The sequence below is a fragment of the Rhizobium sp. SYY.PMSO genome (assembly GCF_046840415.1).
GTDB lineage: Bacteria > Pseudomonadota > Alphaproteobacteria > Rhizobiales > Rhizobiaceae > Rhizobium.
Genome location: NZ_CP177350.1, coordinates 1,646,602 through 1,667,631 on the forward strand (window position 1 = coordinate 1,646,602; position 21,030 = coordinate 1,667,631).

15 protein-coding genes are annotated in these 21,030 nt (G+C 61.7%); 2 read left to right on the forward strand and 13 right to left on the reverse strand.

Annotated elements, in window-relative coordinates:
* Nucleotides 1-78: 78 nt before the first annotated feature.
* Nucleotides 79-1,221 (forward strand): fumarylacetoacetate hydrolase family protein, encoded by a 1,143-nt coding sequence (locus tag ACJJVH_RS25850; RefSeq protein ID WP_412065511.1) that lies wholly within the window; start codon nucleotides 79-81, stop codon nucleotides 1,219-1,221.
* Between the two features lie 226 nt (nucleotides 1,222-1,447).
* On the opposite strand, the gene ACJJVH_RS25855 is transcribed toward ACJJVH_RS25850, so the two are convergent.
* From ACJJVH_RS25855 to ACJJVH_RS25905, 11 genes are all read right to left on the reverse strand, one after another.
* Nucleotides 1,448-1,924: a cyclic nucleotide-binding domain-containing protein gene (locus ACJJVH_RS25855; RefSeq protein WP_112798757.1), complete on the reverse strand. Its 477-nt coding sequence runs from the start codon at nucleotides 1,922-1,924 to the stop codon at nucleotides 1,448-1,450.
* A 52-nt stretch (nucleotides 1,925-1,976) separates the two neighbouring features.
* Nucleotides 1,977-4,691, reverse strand: a complete 2,715-nt coding sequence (locus tag ACJJVH_RS25860; protein WP_113384112.1) for an ABC transporter ATP-binding protein — start codon at nucleotides 4,689-4,691, stop codon at nucleotides 1,977-1,979.
* Between the two features lie 238 nt (nucleotides 4,692-4,929).
* Complete coding sequence (locus tag ACJJVH_RS25865) at nucleotides 4,930-6,090, reverse strand: glycosyltransferase family protein (RefSeq protein WP_412065512.1); 1,161 nt, start codon at nucleotides 6,088-6,090, stop codon at nucleotides 4,930-4,932.
* Nucleotides 6,072-7,337 (reverse strand): glycosyltransferase family 4 protein, encoded by a 1,266-nt coding sequence (locus tag ACJJVH_RS25870; protein ID WP_412065513.1) that lies wholly within the window; start codon nucleotides 7,335-7,337, stop codon nucleotides 6,072-6,074. Before ACJJVH_RS25870 ends, ACJJVH_RS25865 begins: the two co-directional genes overlap by 19 nt.
* Before the next feature lie 11 nt (nucleotides 7,338-7,348).
* Nucleotides 7,349-8,563, reverse strand: coding sequence for a glycosyltransferase family protein (locus ACJJVH_RS25875; RefSeq protein WP_412065514.1), 1,215 nt, complete (start codon nucleotides 8,561-8,563; stop codon nucleotides 7,349-7,351).
* Between the two features lie 102 nt (nucleotides 8,564-8,665).
* Nucleotides 8,666-9,841 (reverse strand): ABC transporter permease, encoded by a 1,176-nt coding sequence (locus tag ACJJVH_RS25880; RefSeq protein ID WP_113384114.1) that lies wholly within the window; start codon nucleotides 9,839-9,841, stop codon nucleotides 8,666-8,668.
* Nucleotides 9,838-10,836: an ABC transporter permease gene (locus ACJJVH_RS25885; RefSeq protein ID WP_112798766.1), complete on the reverse strand. Its 999-nt coding sequence runs from the start codon at nucleotides 10,834-10,836 to the stop codon at nucleotides 9,838-9,840. Before ACJJVH_RS25885 ends, ACJJVH_RS25880 begins: the two co-directional genes overlap by 4 nt.
* The gene (locus ACJJVH_RS25890) at nucleotides 10,829-12,745 is read right to left on the reverse strand and encodes an ABC transporter substrate-binding protein (RefSeq protein ID WP_113357305.1); all 1,917 of its coding nucleotides are present in this window, start codon (nucleotides 12,743-12,745) and stop codon (nucleotides 10,829-10,831) included. Before ACJJVH_RS25890 ends, ACJJVH_RS25885 begins: the two co-directional genes overlap by 8 nt.
* Nucleotides 12,742-14,661 (reverse strand): ABC transporter ATP-binding protein, encoded by a 1,920-nt coding sequence (locus ACJJVH_RS25895; protein WP_412065515.1) that lies wholly within the window; start codon nucleotides 14,659-14,661, stop codon nucleotides 12,742-12,744. The genes ACJJVH_RS25890 and ACJJVH_RS25895 overlap by 4 nt, the downstream gene beginning before the upstream one ends.
* Before the next feature lie 133 nt (nucleotides 14,662-14,794).
* Nucleotides 14,795-16,159: an adenylate/guanylate cyclase domain-containing protein gene (locus ACJJVH_RS25900; protein WP_113399920.1), complete on the reverse strand. Its 1,365-nt coding sequence runs from the start codon at nucleotides 16,157-16,159 to the stop codon at nucleotides 14,795-14,797.
* 355 nt (nucleotides 16,160-16,514) lie between these two features.
* On the reverse strand, nucleotides 16,515-17,690 hold the full coding sequence (locus ACJJVH_RS25905; RefSeq protein WP_412065516.1) for a DUF3095 domain-containing protein: 1,176 nt from the start codon (nucleotides 17,688-17,690) through the stop codon (nucleotides 16,515-16,517).
* Nucleotides 17,691-17,834: 144 nt separating this feature from the next.
* On the opposite strand from ACJJVH_RS25905, the gene ACJJVH_RS25910 reads away from it, so the two are divergent.
* Nucleotides 17,835-18,314 carry a class I SAM-dependent methyltransferase gene (locus ACJJVH_RS25910; RefSeq protein ID WP_412065517.1) on the forward strand — a complete coding sequence of 160 codons (480 nt, stop codon included), beginning with the start codon at nucleotides 17,835-17,837 and terminating at the stop codon, nucleotides 18,312-18,314.
* Between the two features lie 12 nt (nucleotides 18,315-18,326).
* Here the strand turns inward: ACJJVH_RS25910 and ACJJVH_RS25915 are convergent, their stop codons facing one another.
* Together ACJJVH_RS25915 and ACJJVH_RS25920 are read right to left on the reverse strand one after the other, a co-directional pair.
* Nucleotides 18,327-19,205 (reverse strand): FkbM family methyltransferase, encoded by an 879-nt coding sequence (locus tag ACJJVH_RS25915; protein WP_113404532.1) that lies wholly within the window; start codon nucleotides 19,203-19,205, stop codon nucleotides 18,327-18,329.
* Between the two features lie 75 nt (nucleotides 19,206-19,280).
* On the reverse strand, nucleotides 19,281-21,005 hold the full coding sequence (locus ACJJVH_RS25920; RefSeq protein WP_112800153.1) for an adenylate/guanylate cyclase domain-containing protein: 1,725 nt from the start codon (nucleotides 21,003-21,005) through the stop codon (nucleotides 19,281-19,283).
* Between the last annotated feature and the right edge of the window lie 25 nt (nucleotides 21,006-21,030).

Below are 21,030 nucleotides of genomic sequence, written 5' to 3' on the forward strand. Positions count from 1 at the left end.
AGATGGCGCATCGATAATCGATGGCAAAGCACGAAGGACTGCGTTAGAAACACGCGCAGCCTGGAGGAGACGAACGACATGGCGAGCTCGGAGACATTCAACACCGGAACCTTCGTCGGCCGCATCTGGCGCCCGGACGTGAAAGGCCCTGCCCTCGTCACCATTCGGGACGGCATGCTTTGCGACATCACCTCCAAGGAAGCGCCGACCATGCGCGACCTGCTGGAGAAGAACGATCCGGTTGCTTTCGTTCGCGCGCAGAAAGGCGAGGCCATCGCCAGGCTCGACGAATTGCTGGCGGCCAGGGCCAATGAATTGGCCATCCACCTTCTCGCCCCCATCGACCTGCAGGCGATCAAGGCCTGCGGCGTCACCTTCGCCCGCTCGATGCTGGAGCGCGTCATCGAGGAGCGCGCCGCCGGCAATCCGGATCTTGCCGAATCGATCCGCGGCAAGGTGACTGCCCTGATCGGCGATAGCCTGCGCAACCTCAAGGCCGGGTCTCCCGAAGCCGCCAAGGTCAAGGCAGCCCTGATCGAGGAAGGTGTCTGGTCGCAGTATCTCGAAGTGGGCATCGGGCCCGATGCGGAAGTCTTTTCCAAGTCGCAGGTCATGTCCTCGGTCGGTCCCGGTGCGGATGTCGGCCTGCATCCGATCTCCAAATGGAACAATCCCGAGCCGGAAATCGTGCTCGCCGTCGACAGCGGCGGCAGGGTCAAGGGCGCCACGCTCGGCAACGACGTCAACCTGCGCGATGTCGAGGGCCGGTCCGCCCTGTTGCTCGGCAAGGCGAAGGACAATAACGCGTCCTGCGCGATCGGACCGTTCATCCGCCTGTTCGACGAAACTTACAGCCTTGACGACGTGCGCAACGCCGAACTCGACCTGAAGGTCGAAGGAGAGGATGGCTATGTGCTGCACGGCCGCTCGTCGATGAAGGAAATCAGCCGCGATCCCCTTGACCTCGTCGCCCAGACCATCGGCCGCCATCACCAGTATCCCGATGGGTTCGTGCTGTTCATGGGAACGCTTTTCGCACCGGTCGAAGACCGCGATACGCCCGGACAGGGGTTCACCCATAAGGTCGGCGACATCGTTACCATCTCCAACGACAAACTCGGCTCATTGCGGAACCGCGTGCTGCTGTCGACGGAGTGCGCGCCCTGGATCTTCGGCGCGTCGCACCTGATGCGCAATCTCGCCGGGCGCGGCTTGCTCTGAAGCATCAGGTAAAATCGGGTTCGGCCCCGCTATCCCGCGGGGTTCTCGATGCTCGATGTCGCGGCTGGCATCGCGTCATAACAATAAACAGATGGCCCTGCCGGTAATCTATCCTTCAAGGCCGACATGGCGCCCCTTGCCGATTGGCCGGATCGCACCCGTCTTCATGCTGCCTGGAATAGCGCCGCCCGCCGCTCAAGGCGCGCGGATGGCCGGCATTTCGATCTCAATGGGTGGACATCGGCTGCGGCTGGTCGAGCCGGCTGCGAACGGCCGTCAGTTCGGAGGTCGTATGGTTGAGGCGGTCGGCGAGCACACGCATGATTTCGACGGCCATTTCCGGAAAGTCGCTGAGCAGCTTCAGGAAATGCTCCTTGCTGATCTTCAGGGCTTCGAGCCTCGATGTGGCCTTTACAGTGGCGGTACGGGAGACGTCGCAGAGGATGGCGATCTCGCCGACGATGGAATTGAGGTCGACTTCGGCAACCTTGATCTCGCCGGCTGGGCTATCGACGAGAATATCAGCAGTTCCGGAAAGAACAACATAGGCCGCATCGCCCTGATCGCCCTGATGAAACAGAGTTTGGCCAGCATTGTAGCTGACGCGATCGGACGTAAACGCCAAAAGCTTCAATTTCGCAGGCGCGATGCGCGAAAAAATCGGCACCCGCTTCAGCATTTCAACTTCGTCCTTCAGAAGCATGGACTTCGATACCCCCAGTGTTCGGCCCCAGACGCACTGTCGAGATAGGATATTACGATAACAGTTCTTTGAACATACCGTTTTTCTCCAAAAGATCGGTGCTGGACCCGCTTTCGACAAGGCTTCCATGGTCGAAGACAAGAACGCGGTCGAACAATTCGGCAAAGCTCGGGTTGGAAAGTACCCAGACGATCGCCGGCGCGTAGCCGTCGCTGTCGAGTTTTCCCAGGATTGCCCTGGCGATCTGATCCTGAACGCGATGGTCGAGCGCCGGCAGCGGACGATTGCAGATGATGTAGTCCGCCCGTTTCAGAAGCGCGCGCCCGAGATTGAGCTTCTGGCGCTGCACGTTCGTCAGGCGCTTGCCGCCGGAGCCGACATCGTAATCCAGGCCGATCGACAGGACGCTGTCATGCATGCCCAGACGCCCGAAGACATCGTACATGATCTGATGGATGCGCTCCGGCGCATTGGCCTGCTGATGGGCGATGCGACCGAACAGGACGTTGTCCATCAGCGTCGCGGAAGCGGTGAAACGCTCCGGATCGTAGCGCTCGATCACGCTGGCAAGATCCGCCGGAATATTCTCGTAGAACTTCGCACGCGCCTGCACGATCTTTTCCATCAGCACCTGCGTCAGCAGACCGAAGCGGTGGCGCGGCTCGATATAGGAAAAGCTGAGGCGGATGATGGCCGCGCGCTCGTCATCCGTCGCCGCCTCGTAGCCCTTGCCGTTCAGCTTCTGCAGCAGCGCCTCGTAGGTGGGGATATCCTCCGCCGTCATGAAGGTCAGCTGCTGGAAGAAGGGGTGATCCGGCGGCAGGTCGGTGAAGAGCTCGACCGCGTTCTCGGCGATCTCCAAGCCCATATCGTACAAATCGGACACGAGTCCGGTCTCGGCGAATATCTGCTGGAAGTAAGGATTCGCAGCCAGCTTGCGGTTGGTCATCTGCGGCCGCTTCAATGTGCCGAACAGCAGATTTTCGCCGACCGTCGCCTGCTGGTTATAGGCGTCGAAGCGGAAGGGAACGACAAGATCTTCCAGCTTCTCCTCTTCGAGCTGCAACCGCAATGCCTGCCGCAGCTCGACGATGCGCGACGTCAGATCCTGATGGGCCGCGGCATCGACGTTCGAGCGCAACGCCATGTCGAAGATATCCTGGGACATGGCGACGGCATCGAGAACCGGGCGGATCGCGGAATAGATATCATCCGGACCCGTCGCGCCCGCAGCGGCATAATCGACCCAATCGCTGTTGAGGTCGAATTCCGGATTGGCCGCGCGCCGCGCTTCCATTACGCGCCATTTTTCCTTCAGGGCCTCGTCTTCGGTGTAGACCGGAGGGATGAGCGGCGCGTGCTTGAGGGCATAGAGCAGATTGCTGCGCAAGGTGCCGTGGAAGAAGAACGTCTCCGACGACGCATAGGCGATGCGCCGTCCCGTCATCGATTCCGGCAATTCCAGAATATCCTGCCCGTCGATCGAGACACGGCCGCTGTCCGCCCATATCAGCCGTCCGAATGCCTCGGCGAGATATTCGCCGCCGGCACCGCTGTCGCCGACGATCGCCACCTTCTCGCCGGGTTGAATCTCGACCGATACGTGATCGAGCACGCGTGCGCCGCTGTCGTCGACCACCGTCAGATTGGTCGCAACGAGCGAATGGGTGATGCGGCCCGCCGGCGCGGGGGAAACCACCTGGATCTTCGAATCGATCAGATTATCGACGCTGAACTGCTCGACCACCTGATTGTACTTGACCTGAACGTCCTGGCGCGACTGATCCCAGTCAATCAGTTCCTTGAGCGGTCCGGGCAGGTCCTTATAGGCATTGATGACCGCGACGAGCTGACCGATGTCCAGCCGCCCCTGCAGCGCCAGGAAACCGCCGATCAGGTAGAACAGGAACGGCGTAACCTGAGCAAGGAAGTTGTTGATGAACTTCACCAGAAACTTCCACTGATAGAGATCGTAGCGGATCGAAAAAATCAGCCCGAGGCGGTGAGCGATGTCGGCGCGCTCCAGATTCGTGGTGTCGTTGGCATGGATCGTGCCGATGCCGTCGACGATCTCGCCGACGCGGCCGGAAAGTTCGCGCGCCGTCAGCTGGCGCTGGCGGCCGAGTTCCAGCAACCGCCTGCGCATGCGTGGAATGACGATCGCCTGCACGGCGACGATGGCGGCGGCGATCATGCCGAGCCAGAAATTCTGCATGATGATGAAGACAAGGGCAGTCACGGCCTGGCCGCCGAGAAGGGCGGGCTGAACGAAGGCATCCCCGGTAAAGCCGCCCATCGGCTCCACCTCGTCCTTGATCATGGTGGCGATTTCCGCAGGCTTCACCCGCTTGAAATGGGCCGGAGGAAACCGCAGCACGCGATCGATCAGCTCGAAGCGGATACGCCGCAACATCCGCTCGCCGAGCCGGCCCTTGTAGGTATTGATGTAGAGCTTGAAGAGGCCGTTGAGCACGACAAGCGCCAGAAACACGAGGCTCAGCGAGACCAGCATCCACACGCGGGTAAGCTGTACGCCATGAAACACTTCGATGTGGCCGATCAGCGGCATGTCGAAGGCGACATGCATGAAAGTCTGCGTATCGCCGGGATGCTCGAAACCTTTGCCCTGGATCGGCCCGTTGACGATCTGCTTCGGCAGGTCGAAGGACAGGAAGTACGGGATCATCGAAGCCGCGACGACCAGCAGTATCCACATCTGCTCCAGCCGGGTATTCGACCAAATATAACGCGCTAGGCTTTTTTCCATTGCTTACTGCAGGCTTTCAAATTCAACGCCCAGCGACGGCCAGATGCCGGCACCGATGTTGCAGGGATGCGGGAAGATTTCGTTGCGGATATGTCGCCCCATGTGTGAAAAGGGACACGGCCCGGTCTTTCGTCCCCGCCCCTCCCGATTCATCGATTTCCCGATTTATATCACAAGATTGCAGGAATCCAGGAGGATAAAACGACAGGCTGCTCCCCATCGCCGCCGCGCCCGCTCCCTATGGGAGCCGGCGCAGGATGGCCGAGGTTCCGGCAGCACCGCCGAGATCGATATCCGGATTGTCCGGCTTGGGTCGCGACAGCGCGGTCGTCACCGCCTCGGCAAGCAGATCGGTCGTCAATCCCGCCTCCGGCAAGGTCAAAGCCAGCCCCAGCCTCTCCAGCCGCTCGGCCCTGACGGATTGCTCCGTTTCTCCGCCGGCCGTGAAGGGAACCAGAATGGCGCGGCAGCCGGCGACAAGAAGGTCGCCGACCGTGTTGTAACCCGCTTGCGAGATCGATAGCTCGGCTCCCCGCAGGAGAGATGGAAAATCCCTGCGAAACCGAACGAGCGTGACATTGTCGGGCGCGTCCTCTTCGAGGGCGGCATAATCCTGTTCAGGCAGGTTCGGTCCTGCAATCAGCAGCCAGCGGCGGTCGGTCGCCACGCGGCCGGCCGCCTCCAGCGATGCCCGGACAAGATCGCGCCCGACCGCACCGCCGCCGGCCGAAACGACGATATCGAAGGTTTCGGCAGGCTCCGGAGGCAAAGCGGGAGCGACGAGGCCCGTATAGACGATCTTGTCGGCAATCGCCCCGGTCAAGGGAAAGGTCTCCTCCAGCCGGACGAAATGCGGATCGCCGTGGACAAGCACGCCATCGAAACGATCGCGAAGCAGGGCCACCGTCTCTTCGTCGCGCCCCGGCTTTTTCTGCTGCTGGAGAATATCGCGCACGGAGCTGTAAAGCCTCGGCTTCGGATCGGCCGTCGCAACGGCTTCGAGCAACGGCAGGAGTTCGAAACGCATCTGCCTGCGGCCGAACGGAAAGGCCTCGATGATGACGACGTCGGGCGCTGCCTGCCGGAACGCATCCAGCAACAGGTCCCGGCGGTGAGACAGAAAGTCCTCGTCGACAGGCTTGCCGGCCTGATCGGCAAGCCCGGAAAAACCGGCGCTGCTGGCGACCACCGCCGGCAAGGTGACAGAGGTCACATCCGGACCGGGAAACCCGTTCACCGGCACGCCCCCCGTGACGATCGTCACTTGACAACCGTCTTTCGCCAAAGCGCTGGCAATGCGACTGGCGCGCGCCAGATGGCCGATGCCGAGCAGGTGCTGAACGTAGAAGAAAATACGCAAGGGCGGGGAATGCGATGCCGTCATGCGGATTTGCGCCATTGATCTTCCTTCTGCCACTGCTCCTCGAACAGCCGGGTCAATTGCCGGATGCTGGCGTGATAATCGAAATGCTCGCGAACCCGCCGCTCGGCTGCCTCCCCGAGCCGCAAGCGCAGCGCCGGGTTGCGAATGGCCGATTCCAGCGCTGCGGCGAGGGCCTGCGGATCTTCCGAGGGAACGACGAGTCCGTTGACGCCGTCATCGAGCAGTTCCGGAACGCCGGACACATTGGTCGAGACGCAGACGAGACGCTGGCTCGATGCCTCCACGAGCACATTCGGCAGCCCGTCGCGGTCGCCGTCCGCCGCCACCCGGCAGGCGAGAGCGAAAATATCGGCCTCACGATAATGGGCAAGCACATCCTCCTGCGCCAGCGCACCCTTCCAGGCGATGCGGTCGGCAATCCCGAGCGTGCCGGCCAATGCCTTCAATTTCGACAGGCCATCGCCGCCGCCGATATGGGTAAAGCGCCAGTTGATATCGCCGGGCAACAACGCCAGTGCTTTCAACAGCACGTCGTACCCTTTCTTTTCCACGGCGCGCCCGACGCTGAGGATGAAGGCAGGATCGGTGGCATCGGTGCCATCGCGATTGGAATGCGCGCCGGAAAATGGGCCGAAACGGTCGAGATCCAGGCCGTGATAGCTCAGATGCACCTTGTCGCCCGCCGCGATCAGGTCGCGCATGTGCTCGAAGCCGGTGCGCGTGCACGTCACCGCCCAGCGGGCCCGGTCGAGCTTTTCCGAGAGCTCCCAGTCCGGCGATGTCCAGATATCCTTGGCATGCGCCGAGCATGTCCAGGGAATACCGGTCATGAGGCTGGCATAGGCCGTCACCGAGGCCGGCGTGTGGATGAAATGGGCATGCAGCCACTCGCCGCCGTCGGGCCACTCATGCGCCAGCACCAGCGCCTGGCCGAAGCGGCGTACGCGGTTCGGCGTAAGGTCGCGTTTCAGATCGGCCCAGAATTGCTTCAGAAGCGGCTTGAAACCCGGCTTGCGGATGCCGGCGAGAAATGCCCGCAAGACCCTCAGAGGCTCGTCGTGCAGATATTCCGGCAGGTAGACGACACGCGCCTTGATTTCGTCATGGACGGGATGGCGCTTCTTGTCCGTGGGCTTGCGCATCGAAATCAGCGTCAGCTCGAAACCGGCCTTCTCCAGACCGAGCAACTCCTGTGCAATGAAGGTTTCCGACAGGCGGGGATAGCCTTTCAGGACCACCAGTATTTTCTTCCGCATCGACAAGGTCCGGCGATCTATTCTGCCACGATCGATAGCGGCGGGTAGCGCTCGCGATCGTCGAACCACTCGCCGATGGTGCGCGAAATATGCACCAATCCCTCGAGGCGCATATTGCTGCTGCTTGCCGAGGGCGGCGCGCGGTTTGCCAGGCGCTTCAAGGCGGCGGCAAGCTGCTTCGGATCGGCCGATTCCTCCGGCAGCAGCATGTCGACGAGGCCGAGCTCGCTCGCCCGTTGCGCGCGGATCAGCTGCTCCTCGCGCGGCCGCGTGCGCGGGATGATCAGCGCCGGCTTGTCGAAAGACAAGATCTCGCAATAGGTATTGTAGCCGCCCATCGCGACGACCGCCTTGGCTCCGGCAATCAGCTCTTCCATCTTGTTGTCGAACTCGATGACCTGCAGACAGTCGATCCTGGCGGCTCGCTCCAGCAACTGGCTGCGCTCCTTGGCCGGCATATAGGGACCGAGGACGATCAGCGTCCTCTGCGTCAGCGACCTGTCATGCTCGAAGGCGCCGACGACATCGCTGACCAGATCGGCGCCATCGCCGCCGCCGCCGGTCGTGACAAGGATATAGTCCTCGTCGGGCACATGTTCCGACTTCGTCCCCAAGGTAGAGACGCTGCGCTGCAGGAAGCCGACGAACTCCATCTTCCGGCGCACGCCTGGCGGCACGTCGAGCCCCGCCAGCGGGTCGTAGAAATCCGGCGGTCCGTAAACCCAGACGCGATCGTAGAACTGGTCGATCTTCTGCAGGACGTTGTTCTTCTTCCACTCCGCCTCCAGCAGGTGCGGCGCGTCCATGACGTCGCGCATGCCGAGGACGAGCGTCGTTCCCCGCGCCTTGAGGTAGGTCAGCGTCTCCTCGACCTCGCCCTTCAGGCCCAGGGGCTCCTTGTCGACGATGAAAACGTCGGGCTGGAAGGTTTCGGCCGTATGGCGGATGATCGACTGCCGCATCTTCAGCGTTTCCTGAAGAGCGACATGACTTGCCATCGACGTATACTCGCCGTCGCGCAGCTTGATGACGCTCGGCACTTTGACGAAATCGACACGCGACCGATAATCGAACGCTCCGGCAATGGTCGCGCCGGAAATGATCAGCACGTTCAGCCCACGATAGTCTTCCACGAGGGCATGGGCGATCGTTCGGCATCGGCGGAGATGGCCGAGACCGAACGTGTCGTGGCTATACATGAGGATTCGAGCATCTTCTAAGCGCCGCTTCATGGGCAAAACCTCTGGGGGATGAAAGTCATGTACGCGGTCTGTCGGCAAACGACATCCGCGTCCGCTCCTCGAATTGCAATCCTGTCTTCGCCATTCACCCTGCTATTTGTAGGGATCGGCGGCATCGCGCAAGCCGTCTCCTAAAAAGTTGAACGCCAGAATGACCAAAATCACCGGGATCATGGGGAAAAGCAGCCATGGATAAAAGGCGATGACGCTGACGCTTCTTGCCTCCGTCAACAAAATTCCCCAGCTCGTGATCGGCGGACGCAGGCCCAATCCGAGGAAGCTCAGCGCGGTTTCGCCCAGAATCATGCTCGGGACCGAGATCGTCGCCGTGGCGATCAGATGCGACATGAAGCCGGGAACGAGATGACGTCCGATGATGCGCCGCGTGCTTGCACCCATCAATTGCGCCGCAAGCACGTAATCCTCTTCGCGCAACGATAAGAGCTTGGAGCGCACGGCACGCGCAAGGCCGGTCCAGTCGAGAATGCCGAGAATGATGGTGATGCCGAAATAGACGATGATCGGGCTCCAGCTCACCGGCATGATGGCGGCAAGCGCCATCCACAAAGGCAGACTGGGCAGCGACTGCAGCACCTCGATCACCCGCTGCACGAGGAGATCGAAAAGGCCGCCGTGGTAGCCTGCCAGGCCGCCGATGACGATGCCGAGAACGAAGCTGATGGCAATGCCGATCAGGCCGATCGTCAGGGAAATGCGCGCGCCGTAGATGATGCGCGACAGCACGTCGCGGCCCAGCCGGTCGGTGCCGAGCAGATACATCTGGCCGCCGACGGCCGGGCACATCAGGTGGAGATTCGAATCCACCAGCCCCCAGAAGCGATAGGCATCGCCGCGGCAGAAGAAGCGGATCGGCTGCACGTCAGAGGGATTATCGGTGTAGTTCCGGCGCAGCGTATCGATATCGAGCGTCATCTTGCGGCCGTAGACGAACGGCCCGACGAAATTGCCCTTGTCGAAGAAATGGATCGCCTGTGGCGGCGAATGGATATAGTCGACGTTGCGGGTATGCAGCCCGTAGGGCGCCAGGAATTCCGCGATCAGGATCATGCCGTAGATCAGCACCAGAAAGATGCCGGACGCCAATGCAAGCTTGTGCCTCTTGAATTTCCACCACATGAGCCGCTTCTGCGAAGCCATGTAGTAGCGGGCTTGACCGGCCGATGTGGCCTCGAACTGATCCGGATCGAAGTCGGCATTCGAAACATAATGCTCCAGCGGAGCGCCGGGTTTCGGCAGGGATACGCTCACTTTGTGCTCCTGCCTTGCAAGCGGATGCGGGGGTCGAGAAAGCCGAGGGCGATATCGGAGATCAGCACGCCGATGACGTTCAGAAACGCCAGGAACATCAGGAACGAGCCGGCAAGATACATGTCCTGGCTCTGCAGCGCCCTGATCAGCATGGGGCCGGTCGTCTCCAGCGACAGCACGATGGCGGTGATCTCGGCGCCGGAGATGATTGAAGGCAGGATCGAGCCGATATCGGCGACAAAGAAGTTCAATGCCATGCGCAGCGGATATTTCACCAGCGCCTTCAGCGGATGCAGCCCCTTGGCGCGCGCGGTGATGACATATTGCTTCTGCATCTCGTCGAGCAGGTTGGCGCGAAGGCGGCGGATCATTCCGGCCGTGCCCGCCGTTCCGACGATGATGACGGGAATCCACAGATGCGACAGGATCGACTTTGCCTTTTCCCAGCTCATCGGCTGCGACAGGTATTTCTGATCCATCAGGTGGCCGATCGACACGCCGAACCAGACGTTGGCGAAATACATCAGGATCAGCGCCAGCATGAAATTCGGGATGGCGATGCCGAGCAGCCCGAGAAAGGTCAGCCCGTAGTCGCCCCAGCTGTACTGGTGGGTAGCGGAATAGATGCCGATCGGAAAAGCGATCAGCCACGTCAGAAGGATCGTCGTCATCGACACGAGGATGGTCAGCCACAAGCGGTCGCCGACGACATCGGAAACCGGCAGCTGATATTCGAAGGAATAGCCGAAATCGCCGTGCAGCATGCCGGCCACCCAGCGGACATACTGGATCGGCAGGGGCCGATCCAGCCCGTATTCGTGCCGGAGGTTCTCGATTTCCGCGAGGTTCGCGGTTTCGCCCTGGGCGCGCAGCTCGGCGATCTGGCTTTCGAAGAAGTCGCCCGGCGGAAGCTGGATGATGGTGAAGACCAGCATCGAAATGACGATCAGGGTCGGGATCATCACGGCGATACGCCAGAGGATATATCTAAGCATTCCGGCGATCCTCCTTCATCCAGAAGGTATCCGGCATATAGACACCGAGATAGCAGGTCGGATCGAAACCATAGAGCGCCTTTGCCGGCACGTTCTGCATGCGCGCCGAATGAACGATCGGCTGCAGGGTGGCATTGACGAGGCCGATGGAGAAAACCTGGTCGGTATAGGTGGCCAGCATCTTGTGCCAGACATCCGCCCGTTCGAAGGAGGAAGCGGCCGTTTCCCATTCGCGCAGCAGCTTGACGAGCTCCGCGGCCTCGGGAAGTTCAGGCGCGACGCCCTGCGTCTCGCGCGAGAGATAATACATTCCCCACAGCGGCCATTGCATCTGGTCGTCCATGGTGGGGGCCAGCTCGCCCGGGTTCATGTCGGCCGTCGGCACCCCGTTGTCGAGACCGTACCACAGCGACATCAGGATACGGCCACCCATGGCGCGGCTGCGGAAGATATCGCGTTGCGATACGCGGGTGAAAAGCGCGATGCCGACCTTGCGCCAATGATCGGTGATCAGCTCCAGGACATCGGAATCCAGCGTGCTCTCGCCGGGGGTTTCCACGGTGATCTCCATGCGCCGTCCATCGGGCAGCAGCCGGATGCCATCCTCGTCGCGCTTGGCAAGGCCGGCGGCATCGAGCAGGGCATTGGCCTGATCCGGGTCGTGCGCGATCCACGCCGAGGCATATTCCGGCTTGAAGAGCGGGCTTTCGGGCAGGACCGTATCGGCGCTTTCCGTTCCAAGGCCGTAGAAGACGGCCATGTTGATCTCGTGGCGGTCGATCGCCAGCGACAGCGCGCGCCGCACCCTCACATCGCGCAGCACGTCGCGCCAGACGGGATCGGCGCTGTTCAAATTCGGAAACAGCGCGACGCGCGAGCCGCGCGCCATTTTCCAGAGGTTGACCTTGATCGGATAACGCTTCTCCGCATCCTTCAGGAAGGTATAGTCGTTGAAGTCTATGCCGGTCGCCTGCAGATCGCTTTCCCCTGCGCCGGTCTTGGCGGCAATGATCGCCGAAGAGCTGATATTCAGGATCATGCGGTCGATATAGGGCAGCTGCCGGCCATTCTCGTCAACGCGATGAAAGTAGGGATTGCGCTCGAAAACGAATTGCTCGGCCGGCGGCGCCGTCGTGTTCCGCCAGGGATCGAGCACCGGCAGATGCGGATTTTCCGGCCGATAGGCCCGGCCCATCTTGATGTGCAGGTCCTGCCATTTCTTCACCCTGTTTTCCTGCATCAGCGAGGAAAGACGGATGCTGTCCTGGTACTTCTTGTGGAACTGCTTCAGATAGTGAGAGGGACCGACGATGACGAGCGGCTGCGGGGCGGCAAGGCTCGGCAGGAAATCCGGATTGGGATCATCCCAGGAATATCGCACCGTCAATTCATCGAGCACTTCGAAGCGCGGCAGGCTGCCGTGCGGGCGCAGCTCCAGCGCGCCGCCACCGGGCGTGAGCTGCTTGTTGAGGATGACGTCTTCCCACCAGTAGCGAAAGTCATTGGCCGTAAACGGATGGCCATCCGACCATTTATGCCCTTCCCGCAGCTTGAAGGTGAAGACCATGTCGTTGACGGCGGAGAAGGACTCCAGAATATCGGCCTGCAGCGACAGCATGCTGTCGTATCCGACCAGGCGCGCATAGCCGTAGATCGTCATGAAGCGGATATCGTTCTGGCTGCCGATGATCGTGCGCACGGAGCCGCCGTAGTGGCCGGGCGTGCGACCCATGGCGGCGACGTTGACGATGCGCGGGAATTTCGGCAGGCGCTTGGCGAGATGAGGCATCTGGCCCGCCCTCAGCCAATCGGTAAAATATTCCGGCTCGTTGTCGACATCCGCGGCGAAACCGGGCTGGGGCAGGACGGTGGAGGCGAGCAGGCCGAGGAAAATGCGCCGATTGATCATTTCCGAAGCTCCCGGGCGTCGATGCCCCGGCGGGCACGAACGAAATGTCCGCCGCCCAGATCGGCATAGGCAAGCTCTCCATCCCCTCCTTCGGAGAATTGCGGCCCCCATTTCTGCCTGGCGGCCGCACCCTCGCTGTTCAATGCGGCGAAATCGAGCTGCCGGTCGAGATCGGGGAACGGCACGGCAGCCAGCAGCGACCGCGTATAGGGGTGGACGGGCGCGCGCAGGATCACTTCGCGCGGCGCGATCTCGACGATGCGCCCGCGCGCCATGACGGCGATGCGGTCGGCCATATAATCGACCACGGCCAGATTGTGCGAAATGAACAGATAGGTCAGGCCGAGTTCCTTCTGCAAATCCTTGAGAAGATTGAGGATCTGAGCCTGCACGGACACATCGAGCGCCGAAACGGGTTCATCGAGGATAAGGAGTTTCGGCCCAAGCGCCAAAGCGCGCGCAATGCCGATGCGCTGGCGCTGGCCGCCGGAGAAGCTGTGGGGATAGCGGCTCAGATAGTGCTTGTCGAGGCCGATCGCCTGCATCAGCGCCTTGACCTTTTCCTTGCGCTCGGCGCTGTCGCCGTGCCCGTGAATTTCCAGGGGCTCGCTCAGGATGTTGCGGATCGTCATGCGCGGCGAGAGCGACGAAACCGGATCCTGGAAGACCATCTGTATCTTCGTGCGCAAATCCATCAACGCCTCACCCTTGACGGAGAGAACATCGATCTTGCCGCTGCCGTCGTCAAAGCTGACGGAGCCGCTGTCGGCGGTGATGGCGCGCATGAGGATCTTGCTCACCGTCGTCTTGCCGCAGCCGCTTTCGCCGACCAGGCCGAGGCATTCGCCGCGGCGGATATCGAAGCTAACATCATCGACCGCCCGGAACTTCCCGCCATCCCGCCTGCCGAACAAGCCGCCGGCCTTCGACGTGTAGGTCTTGGTCAGATTACGCACGCTGAGCATGACCTCGGGCGCCCCGCCAGCGGCCGCCGCGCCATTGCCCGAGGCATTGCCGATCAGCTTCTTCTTGCCGGAGAAGGTGCCGAGATTGACGGGGACATCCCGCAGCGACTTCAACCGCTCTCCGGGTTTCATGTCGAAATGCGGTACAGCCGACATGAGAGCCTTGAGATAGCGATGCTGCGGCTGGCGGAAGATCGTTTCGACCGGCCCCGCTTCCATGATCTCGCCGTGATAGATGACGACGACCTCGTCGGCCATGTTGGCGACGACTCCGAGATCGTGAGTGATCAGCAGCATCGCCATGTTGAAGGTCTGCTGAAGATTGCGCAGCAGGCCGAGAATCTGCGCCTGGATGGTGACATCGAGCGCCGTCGTCGGCTCGTCCGCAATCAGGAGAGCGGGATTGCAGATCAGCGCCATGGCGATCATGGCGCGCTGGCGCATGCCGCCGGAAAGCTCGAAAGGATACATGTCGAAGGTGTGATAGGGATCCTGAAAGCCGACGAGGCTCAGCATTTCCTCCGTCTTCTCGCGCTGTTCCGCCCGGCCGGTGCCGGGTCTGTGGATACGAAGCGCCTCGCTGATCTGGTTTCCCACCGTATGCAGCGGCGACAGCGACGTCATCGGCTCCTGGAAAATCTTGGCGATGCGGGCCCCGCGCAGCCTGCGCATGGCCACGCCGTCACGCGGAAGCTGAAGAAGATCGGTGGTCTGGCCGTCGAGCGGATCGGTGAAAAGGATTCGCCCCGTCGCCGTTGCCGGCGCCGGAAGGATTCCCATGATCGACTGGCTGATGATGGATTTGCCGGAGCCCGATTCCCCGACCAGAGCAGTAACCTTGCCGGGAAGCACTCTCAAACTGGCATCTTTGACGACGCGCAGCTTGTCCCCGTATAGGGAAAACGAGACGTCGAGGCCCTCAATACGCAGTAGATCAGTCCCTGACGCCATACATATTACTTCCCGCTCACATGACCTTTGTGGCCTTAAGCGGCACACTAACGTAGGCCATAACGGGTGTCTAGCTGATCAAAGCAATGCGGAGACTTTAAAAAAACTGTCGTCTTTCCAGTGATATATCGGTCTATGCTGAACCAGGTGACGATAGCGGCCGCGACGTCAGGTTTTCGACTTGAACGCGGCCTTCGAACTTCTTGGCGTCCCTGTGCAACAGAATGACCTGCTCGGCTTCCGACAGGCTGTCAGCCGTCGTTTCCTGAAAGATGTCCATTGCTCCGTTGGCCGCCGTCGCAACTTTCGGGTAGACGACGGTAAAGCGCTGGCGCACGCCACGCAGCTTCTCCTCGCCGAGTTTTCCCCATTCGCAATCGGTATAGCTGGCGAATGCCTGGCTTGCGACGACCTCGGTCGAATACTTCTTGGTCAGAGACTGCAGCCGCTCCACTTCGTTGACGGCCGCGCCGAAGGCCGAGAAGGTCAGGCGGTCCCTCAGTCCGACATTGCCGAACATGACGTTGCCGACATGCAGGCCTATTCCGTAGCGCACGGCGCTCAGGTTGCGGGACTGGCGATCGCTGTTGAGCAAGGCCACCCGGCGCTGCGCCTCGAACACGGCCGACAATGCCGCCTCGCAGGCGACCTTCGACGGGTCCTTGTGCCGCCCGCACGGATAGACCGCCAGAAACCCGTCGCCGAGGAAACTGAGGATTTCGCCGCCGTTGCGATTGAACGGCGCCGCGATCGCGTCGAAGAACTCGTTCAGCGTGTCGATATAGGCCTGGCGTCCTTCCTTCTCGGCATAGACTGTCGATTGCCGCATGTCGCCCATGACCAGCGCGGCGCGGATCGTCTCGCCGTCGCCGCGGCGGATCTGTCCGTTCAGCACCCGCTTTCCTGCATCGCCGCCGAGATAGGTGGTCAGCATATTGTTGGCGAGCTTGCCGAGAACCGCCATCTTGGCGGCCATGGCCAGATGGTTCTGCATGCGCATCAGCGCGCCGATCATCTCTTCGCTGAAACCGCCGATGCCATCGGTGGCCCAGGAGCCCATCATGCCCTGGACCGAGCCGGCGCCGAAGGTCTGCACGAAGGCCATGTAGTCCGTCATCTTCTCCTTGCGCAGGTCTTCGAAGATCGGAAACTCGACTGCGCCGTCCACATCGATCCGGCGGCGCAGATGCTGAAGATTGTTGGACAGGAGATAGTAGTAGGGGCTCTGCATGAAGCGCTCCGGCTTCTCGTTCACATGCCGGTAGCCCTCGATCGTCAAGCCGCCGGCGCGTCGCCAGGTGAAGCCGAGCGCGTCGTAGAGCGGATGGAGCATCGAAAAAGTCAGATGCACGCGGGCGATCGGCATTCCCGTCGCCGCCATACGTTCGCAGAAACCCCGAACGATGGTCTCGAGGTTTTCGCCGGTCAATGCGGCCTGGGTCAGCCATTCCGCCACTTTGTCGAGAAGAATATCGGAAACACTCGAATGAATAGTCATTATCCCCGCGGCCTATCCTGCAATGTCTGATGTCTCGTCCGGCCATGGAGGGCCGGCAATTTCGCCCGCCGCCATTTCCGGAACCTCCGGCCCGTCAGCCGAGGTCGGATGAAAGCATCGTGCGAAAGCGTCGACCTTCTTACTTGCCGGATCGCGTCGATACCGGAAAATTCGGCTGCACCTCACCACGCCCCCGCCTGTGAAATGCAGTAGACAGCAATCGCCGCAAGCGACGACTCTCGTTTTGTTCTCATTCAGATAAGGCGCATATGCTGCTGAAACAATGGGCGAAACCGAAACGGATCGAGAAAATCGCGACCACGCTCCACGGCCTGCTGCGCGCGCACGCTGAAAATCACTCGCCGGCGGCCAGTTCGGGCGGCTTCTTTTGTCGTAGCGCCATGGCCGCCATCGCATAGCCGCCGCTCGCGCCGTCGATGAAATGCATGTGATCCCGCATGAGCGGGGTGGGCACGAAACACGTCATCAGCGCGCTGTCCTGCCGATGCAGACCGTAACGACAGACCCCTTCGGCCTCGGCCTGCCGCAAGCGCTCCTCGATGCGCGCGAGATGCGCGGCGTCGACGTCGATGGTCATTTTCAGACCATCGTCGAATTTGCGAAAGTCGGAATTCGCGGCAAGGTCGCGCCGGTAGATCCTGGCGTCGAAGGTCGCGGTCCTCACGCCGAACTTGTCGAGAAGCCAGACAAGAAAGATCTGGGCGTCGATGGCAAGCTTCTTCCACCACCGATTGGCCGGGGCGGCGACGGCGCGCGCCTCGATGTCGGCACCGCCGAAGTTCAATGCCGGCGTCGGCCCTTCGACGGGTACGGGATGGCCGTCGCGGTTCTGCTCGGCGGAAATCGTGATGATATCGGCGACCAGTTGCCGAAACTGCGGGCCGTTTCCATCGTCGCCGGGAATGGCGATGATGGAAACGATCTCGCCGTTCCGCGCCTTGATCGGATTCCAGCGGCAGGAAAGGCCCGTAAGATCGGGGTCCACCTTCGTCGAAATCGCCTCGACGATGAAGCGCCCCGCTTTCATCTGCCGTTCCGCCCAGCTCGTGCCGCCGCCCGAGAACATGGCGTAGGAGACGTAGTCGCTCGGACTGAAGCGGGCGACCCGCACATCGAGACCCTCGCCGCGGATCGCCGTCAGCGGCACCAGCGCCGTGCGCAGATCGAGATGCAGCTCCTCCATCACCCAGGCCCGAACGGCCGCGAGCGCTCGGCGAACCTGCGCCTCTCCGGACGGCGGAACGGCCACCAATGCGCCGTCGCCGCCGAAGACGAAGGGATAGTCGCCCCTGTCCAAAGCGTTGAGCACCGCGGAAATCACGCTGGCGCCCGCCATGTTGACGGATTTGTAGTGGCCGGCGGCGATCGCCTTCGTCGAACTGACGATATCGGCGATCGCAATCAGCCAATCGTCCGGAAGGGGCTGATAGTTGGCGCTGTCGGTCACGCCCTCGAAACGCGTGAAGCCGGTGAGCTTGTGGAAGAAATCATCGTCTGGTGGCCCGGCCATGATATTCCCCCCTTGTTGATCGCTGCGACAATCTATCCCTACAGCAAATGCATCGAAAAACCAGCGGGCGGTCGACGCCGCGATATGGGCCGTGCTACTTCGGCTGACGAAGAGGCACAAGACGCCAAGGATATGTCAGATACGATGAGCCGACTGGATAGTTTCATTCGCCGCCTGAGCGCACAGCGCGACATTCTCAATGCCGTGGCCGACGAGGTCGGGAGGCTGGATGGCCCCGTGCTGGAACTGGGCCTGGGCAACGGCCGCACTTTCGACCACCTGCGCGAGCTTTTCCCCGATCGCCGCATCGTTGCCTTCGATCGGGCGGCCAATGCCTACGGTCCTTCCATGCCGTCGGCCGACAATCTCATTCTCGGCGAAATCAAGGATACGGCCAGAAATTTCGTGGGCGCGAACGCCTCGCTTGCGCATGCCGATATCGGCACCGGCTACGAGGACAAGGATGCGGTGACGCTGACCTGGCTGCCGCAGATCATGGCCGGCGTGCTGGCATCGGGCGGGCTCGCGGTCAGCGGCCTTCCTCTCGATCATCCCGATCTCCAGCCACTGCCCCTGCCCTCGACCGTCAAGGAAGGGCGCTATTTCATCTATCGTCGCCGATAGAGCGGTTCAGCCTCACCCCAGAAACAGAACGTCGAACTGCTCGCCTTCCGCGGGCAGGTCGGCCACTTTCATCTCCCGCTCGCCGTCTTCAAAAAAGGCGAGGCATTCGTCGTAGTGCCTGCCCAGATCGGCAATGAAGGCTCTGGTCTTATCCCGGCCGTAGAAGGCCGGCGTGAATTCCATGTAGAGCGGCACCCTGCGGGCCATAAGCGCAGCCATCGAGCGGCAGGCCACGGGCTCATAGCCCTCGATATCCATCCAGACCAGCCCGACATCGGCCGGATCGACGCCGGCCTGCAGGAGAATATCGGGCACCGGCCGGACCGGAACGGCGATCTTCTCGTCGCTCGGGCTTTGGCGCAATGCGCTGCTTTTGCCATGGTTCTTGCGATTGAGATAGAAGTCGAGCTCGCCCTCGCGGTCGCCGGCGGCGCAATTGACCGCGACCACCTTCTCCCGCAGACCGTTGTCGGCGATGTTGATCGACAGCAGCCGGAAATTGCGCGGGTCCGGCTCGACGCTGACGATACGCTCATAGGCGCCGCTAAGGGCAAAATAGCAGGTCTGCGTGCCGATATTGCCGCCGAGCTCCAGCAAGGCCGAGCCTCTGCGCGACAGGCCGCGCGCGCGCAGCACGCCCAGCAGCCGGTCGACATGGTCGCGCTCGAAATGCCCTTTGCGAAAAACCTTGCGGCCGATGTAATCGGCCGGCGAAAAGCTCAAGACGTGATCCCCGCAATCAACCGTCATGGTCTTTACACGCGGGCCGAGCGCACTGACGAGAATATCGCGGCCCAGACGCGTATCGAACAAACGCGCCGCCATCGCATCCCGCTTCCGGCGGAAGGCGCGTCTCCAGTATTTTTTCGTGAGAAGCTTGCGGTCGAACATGAGGAGCATCCCTACACCAGGGCTTTCTCGTTGCAAACGGTGAAGATCGGCGGAGCGCTGCCGCTCCCCCGGCCGTCAGGCGAAGCGGCTGCTCGCCTCCTTCGAAACGATATAGACCCGCAAGGGCTCGCCGCGGCCGCGAACGGCAATCTCGCGGCTCTCGACGCCATCGGTATCGATCTCGGAAAGCTGCGCGACCGGTTCGGAAAAGACGAGCGCGCTGTTGAATTCCTTCGCGACGCTTTCGAGACGGCTGGCGACGTTGACCGTGTCGCCGATCGCCGTCACGTTCTTGACGCTGCCGTACCCCATGGAACCGACCACGGCCAATCCGGTGTGAAGGCCGATGGCGATTTCGAGAGGCGCGGCCAGTTCATCGGCCAGCTCCGCGCTGAGCTTGTCGATTTCCTGAATGATCGCCGCTGCCGCTTTCAATGCCTGACGGTTGGCCTCCTTCGGGGTCGTGCGTAGCCCGAAAAGCGCCATGGCGCCATCGCCGATGAACTTGTCCATCCGGCCGCCATTTTCCTCGATGATACGGCCGACGATGGCGAAATAGCGATTGAGCAGGAAAACGATATCGAACGGCAGGCGTGCTTCCGTCAGCGTCGTGAAGTGGCGCAGGTCGCAGAAGAAAACCACGATCTCGCGTTCGCGGCCGGGGCTGGCGGTCTGGCTGTAGACGGGGATCGTCGCTTCGGCCATCGGCGTCAGGAGGGGAATGACGCTGACATTGCCCATCGGGCGCAGCTGGCAGGCAAGCCTGACATCCGGCGTGGCCCCGATGCGGTTCAACGTCTTCTGCTCCAGCGGCTCGGGCGGCGGCAGGTTTTCCGCACCTTCGACGATCTGCACGCGACAGGTCGAGCATTGGCCCTTGCCGCCGCAGACGGAATAATGCGGGATGCCGCCGAGGCGGCTTGCCTCAAGCACGCTGAACCCCCGCGGCGCATGCACCACTTCGCCGCCCGCATAGCGTATGGCGACCTGATGTTGCCGCTCGCGCAGCCTGCGATGTGCTCGAAAGGCAAAGAGAGCGACGATCGACAGGCTGAAGGCGCCATAGAACCCGGCCCGATACGGCCAGGTTTCCGCACTCATCCGCTCGCCCGGCAGGGAGCCGGGCTCGCCGTAGCTTCGCACGTCGCTGTAATATCCGCCGGGATAGCCGTGCTCATCCTCCTGGGCGGCCTCGTGTGCCACGGTCTTGCCCATTGCGGCAAAGCCGAGCAGCGCAAGAATCGGCAGGACGATGGCGAAGGACAGCATGACGGGCGCGATGGCCATGTACCACGAACGATAACGCAGCCAGAAGTGAACGCCGATGCAGCCATGAAGCCATACGATCAGAAGCACGAGCGACTGGCGCAGGCCGTTGGCGGGAGACGTCAGCCATAGCGTGCGCACGATCGCCCGGTATGTGTCGTGATAGCCGTAAACCTCATGGACGACGCGCGTGCCGACGATATGATCGATCAGGAGCAGCGGCACCAGCAGGCCGGTGACGATCTGGAAGGCCTCGCCCGCGGGCATCACGAGGGTGCGGCGCTGATAGAGCAGCCGGAACACCAGCGAGATATGAACGACCAGCGCCGTATAGAGAAGCACGGTCCCGGCCGGATTGCGCCACACGGCCATGAACCAATGCTGGGCGCGCTCGGCCATGCTCAGGGAGATCAGGCCAAGGGAGTGATTGGCCAGATGCATGATCACGAAGGCGAACACGATCAAACCAGAGCCAAGGCGCAGCTTTCGCACCAGACGATCGGAAATGATTGGCTTTCTTGCCTCGATGGTCATCGAACCCAATGTATATTGCCCGTTC

Bases quoted from the DNA above. Each gene is read 5' to 3' on its own strand.
- ACJJVH_RS25850 (WP_412065511.1), top strand. From the start codon at position 79: ATGGCGAGCTCGGAGACATTCAACACCGGAACCTTCGTCGGCCGCATC.
- ACJJVH_RS25855 (WP_112798757.1), bottom strand. From the start codon at position 1,924: ATGCTTCTGAAGGACGAAGTTGAAATGCTGAAGCGGGTGCCGATTTTT.
- ACJJVH_RS25860 (WP_113384112.1), bottom strand. From the start codon at position 4,691: ATGGAAAAAAGCCTAGCGCGTTATATTTGGTCGAATACCCGGCTGGAG.
- ACJJVH_RS25865 (WP_412065512.1), bottom strand. From the start codon at position 6,090: ATGGCGCAAATCCGCATGACGGCATCGCATTCCCCGCCCTTGCGTATT.
- ACJJVH_RS25875 (WP_412065514.1), bottom strand. From the start codon at position 8,563: ATGAAGCGGCGCTTAGAAGATGCTCGAATCCTCATGTATAGCCACGAC.
- ACJJVH_RS25885 (WP_112798766.1), bottom strand. From the start codon at position 10,836: ATGCTTAGATATATCCTCTGGCGTATCGCCGTGATGATCCCGACCCTG.
- ACJJVH_RS25890 (WP_113357305.1), bottom strand. From the start codon at position 12,745: ATGATCAATCGGCGCATTTTCCTCGGCCTGCTCGCCTCCACCGTCCTG.
- ACJJVH_RS25895 (WP_412065515.1), bottom strand. From the start codon at position 14,661: ATGGCGTCAGGGACTGATCTACTGCGTATTGAGGGCCTCGACGTCTCG.
- ACJJVH_RS25900 (WP_113399920.1), bottom strand. From the start codon at position 16,159: ATGACTATTCATTCGAGTGTTTCCGATATTCTTCTCGACAAAGTGGCG.
- ACJJVH_RS25905 (WP_412065516.1), bottom strand. From the start codon at position 17,690: ATGGCCGGGCCACCAGACGATGATTTCTTCCACAAGCTCACCGGCTTC.
- ACJJVH_RS25910 (WP_412065517.1), top strand. From the start codon at position 17,835: ATGAGCCGACTGGATAGTTTCATTCGCCGCCTGAGCGCACAGCGCGAC.
- ACJJVH_RS25915 (WP_113404532.1), bottom strand. From the start codon at position 19,205: ATGTTCGACCGCAAGCTTCTCACGAAAAAATACTGGAGACGCGCCTTC.
- ACJJVH_RS25920 (WP_112800153.1), bottom strand. From the start codon at position 21,005: ATGACCATCGAGGCAAGAAAGCCAATCATTTCCGATCGTCTGGTGCGA.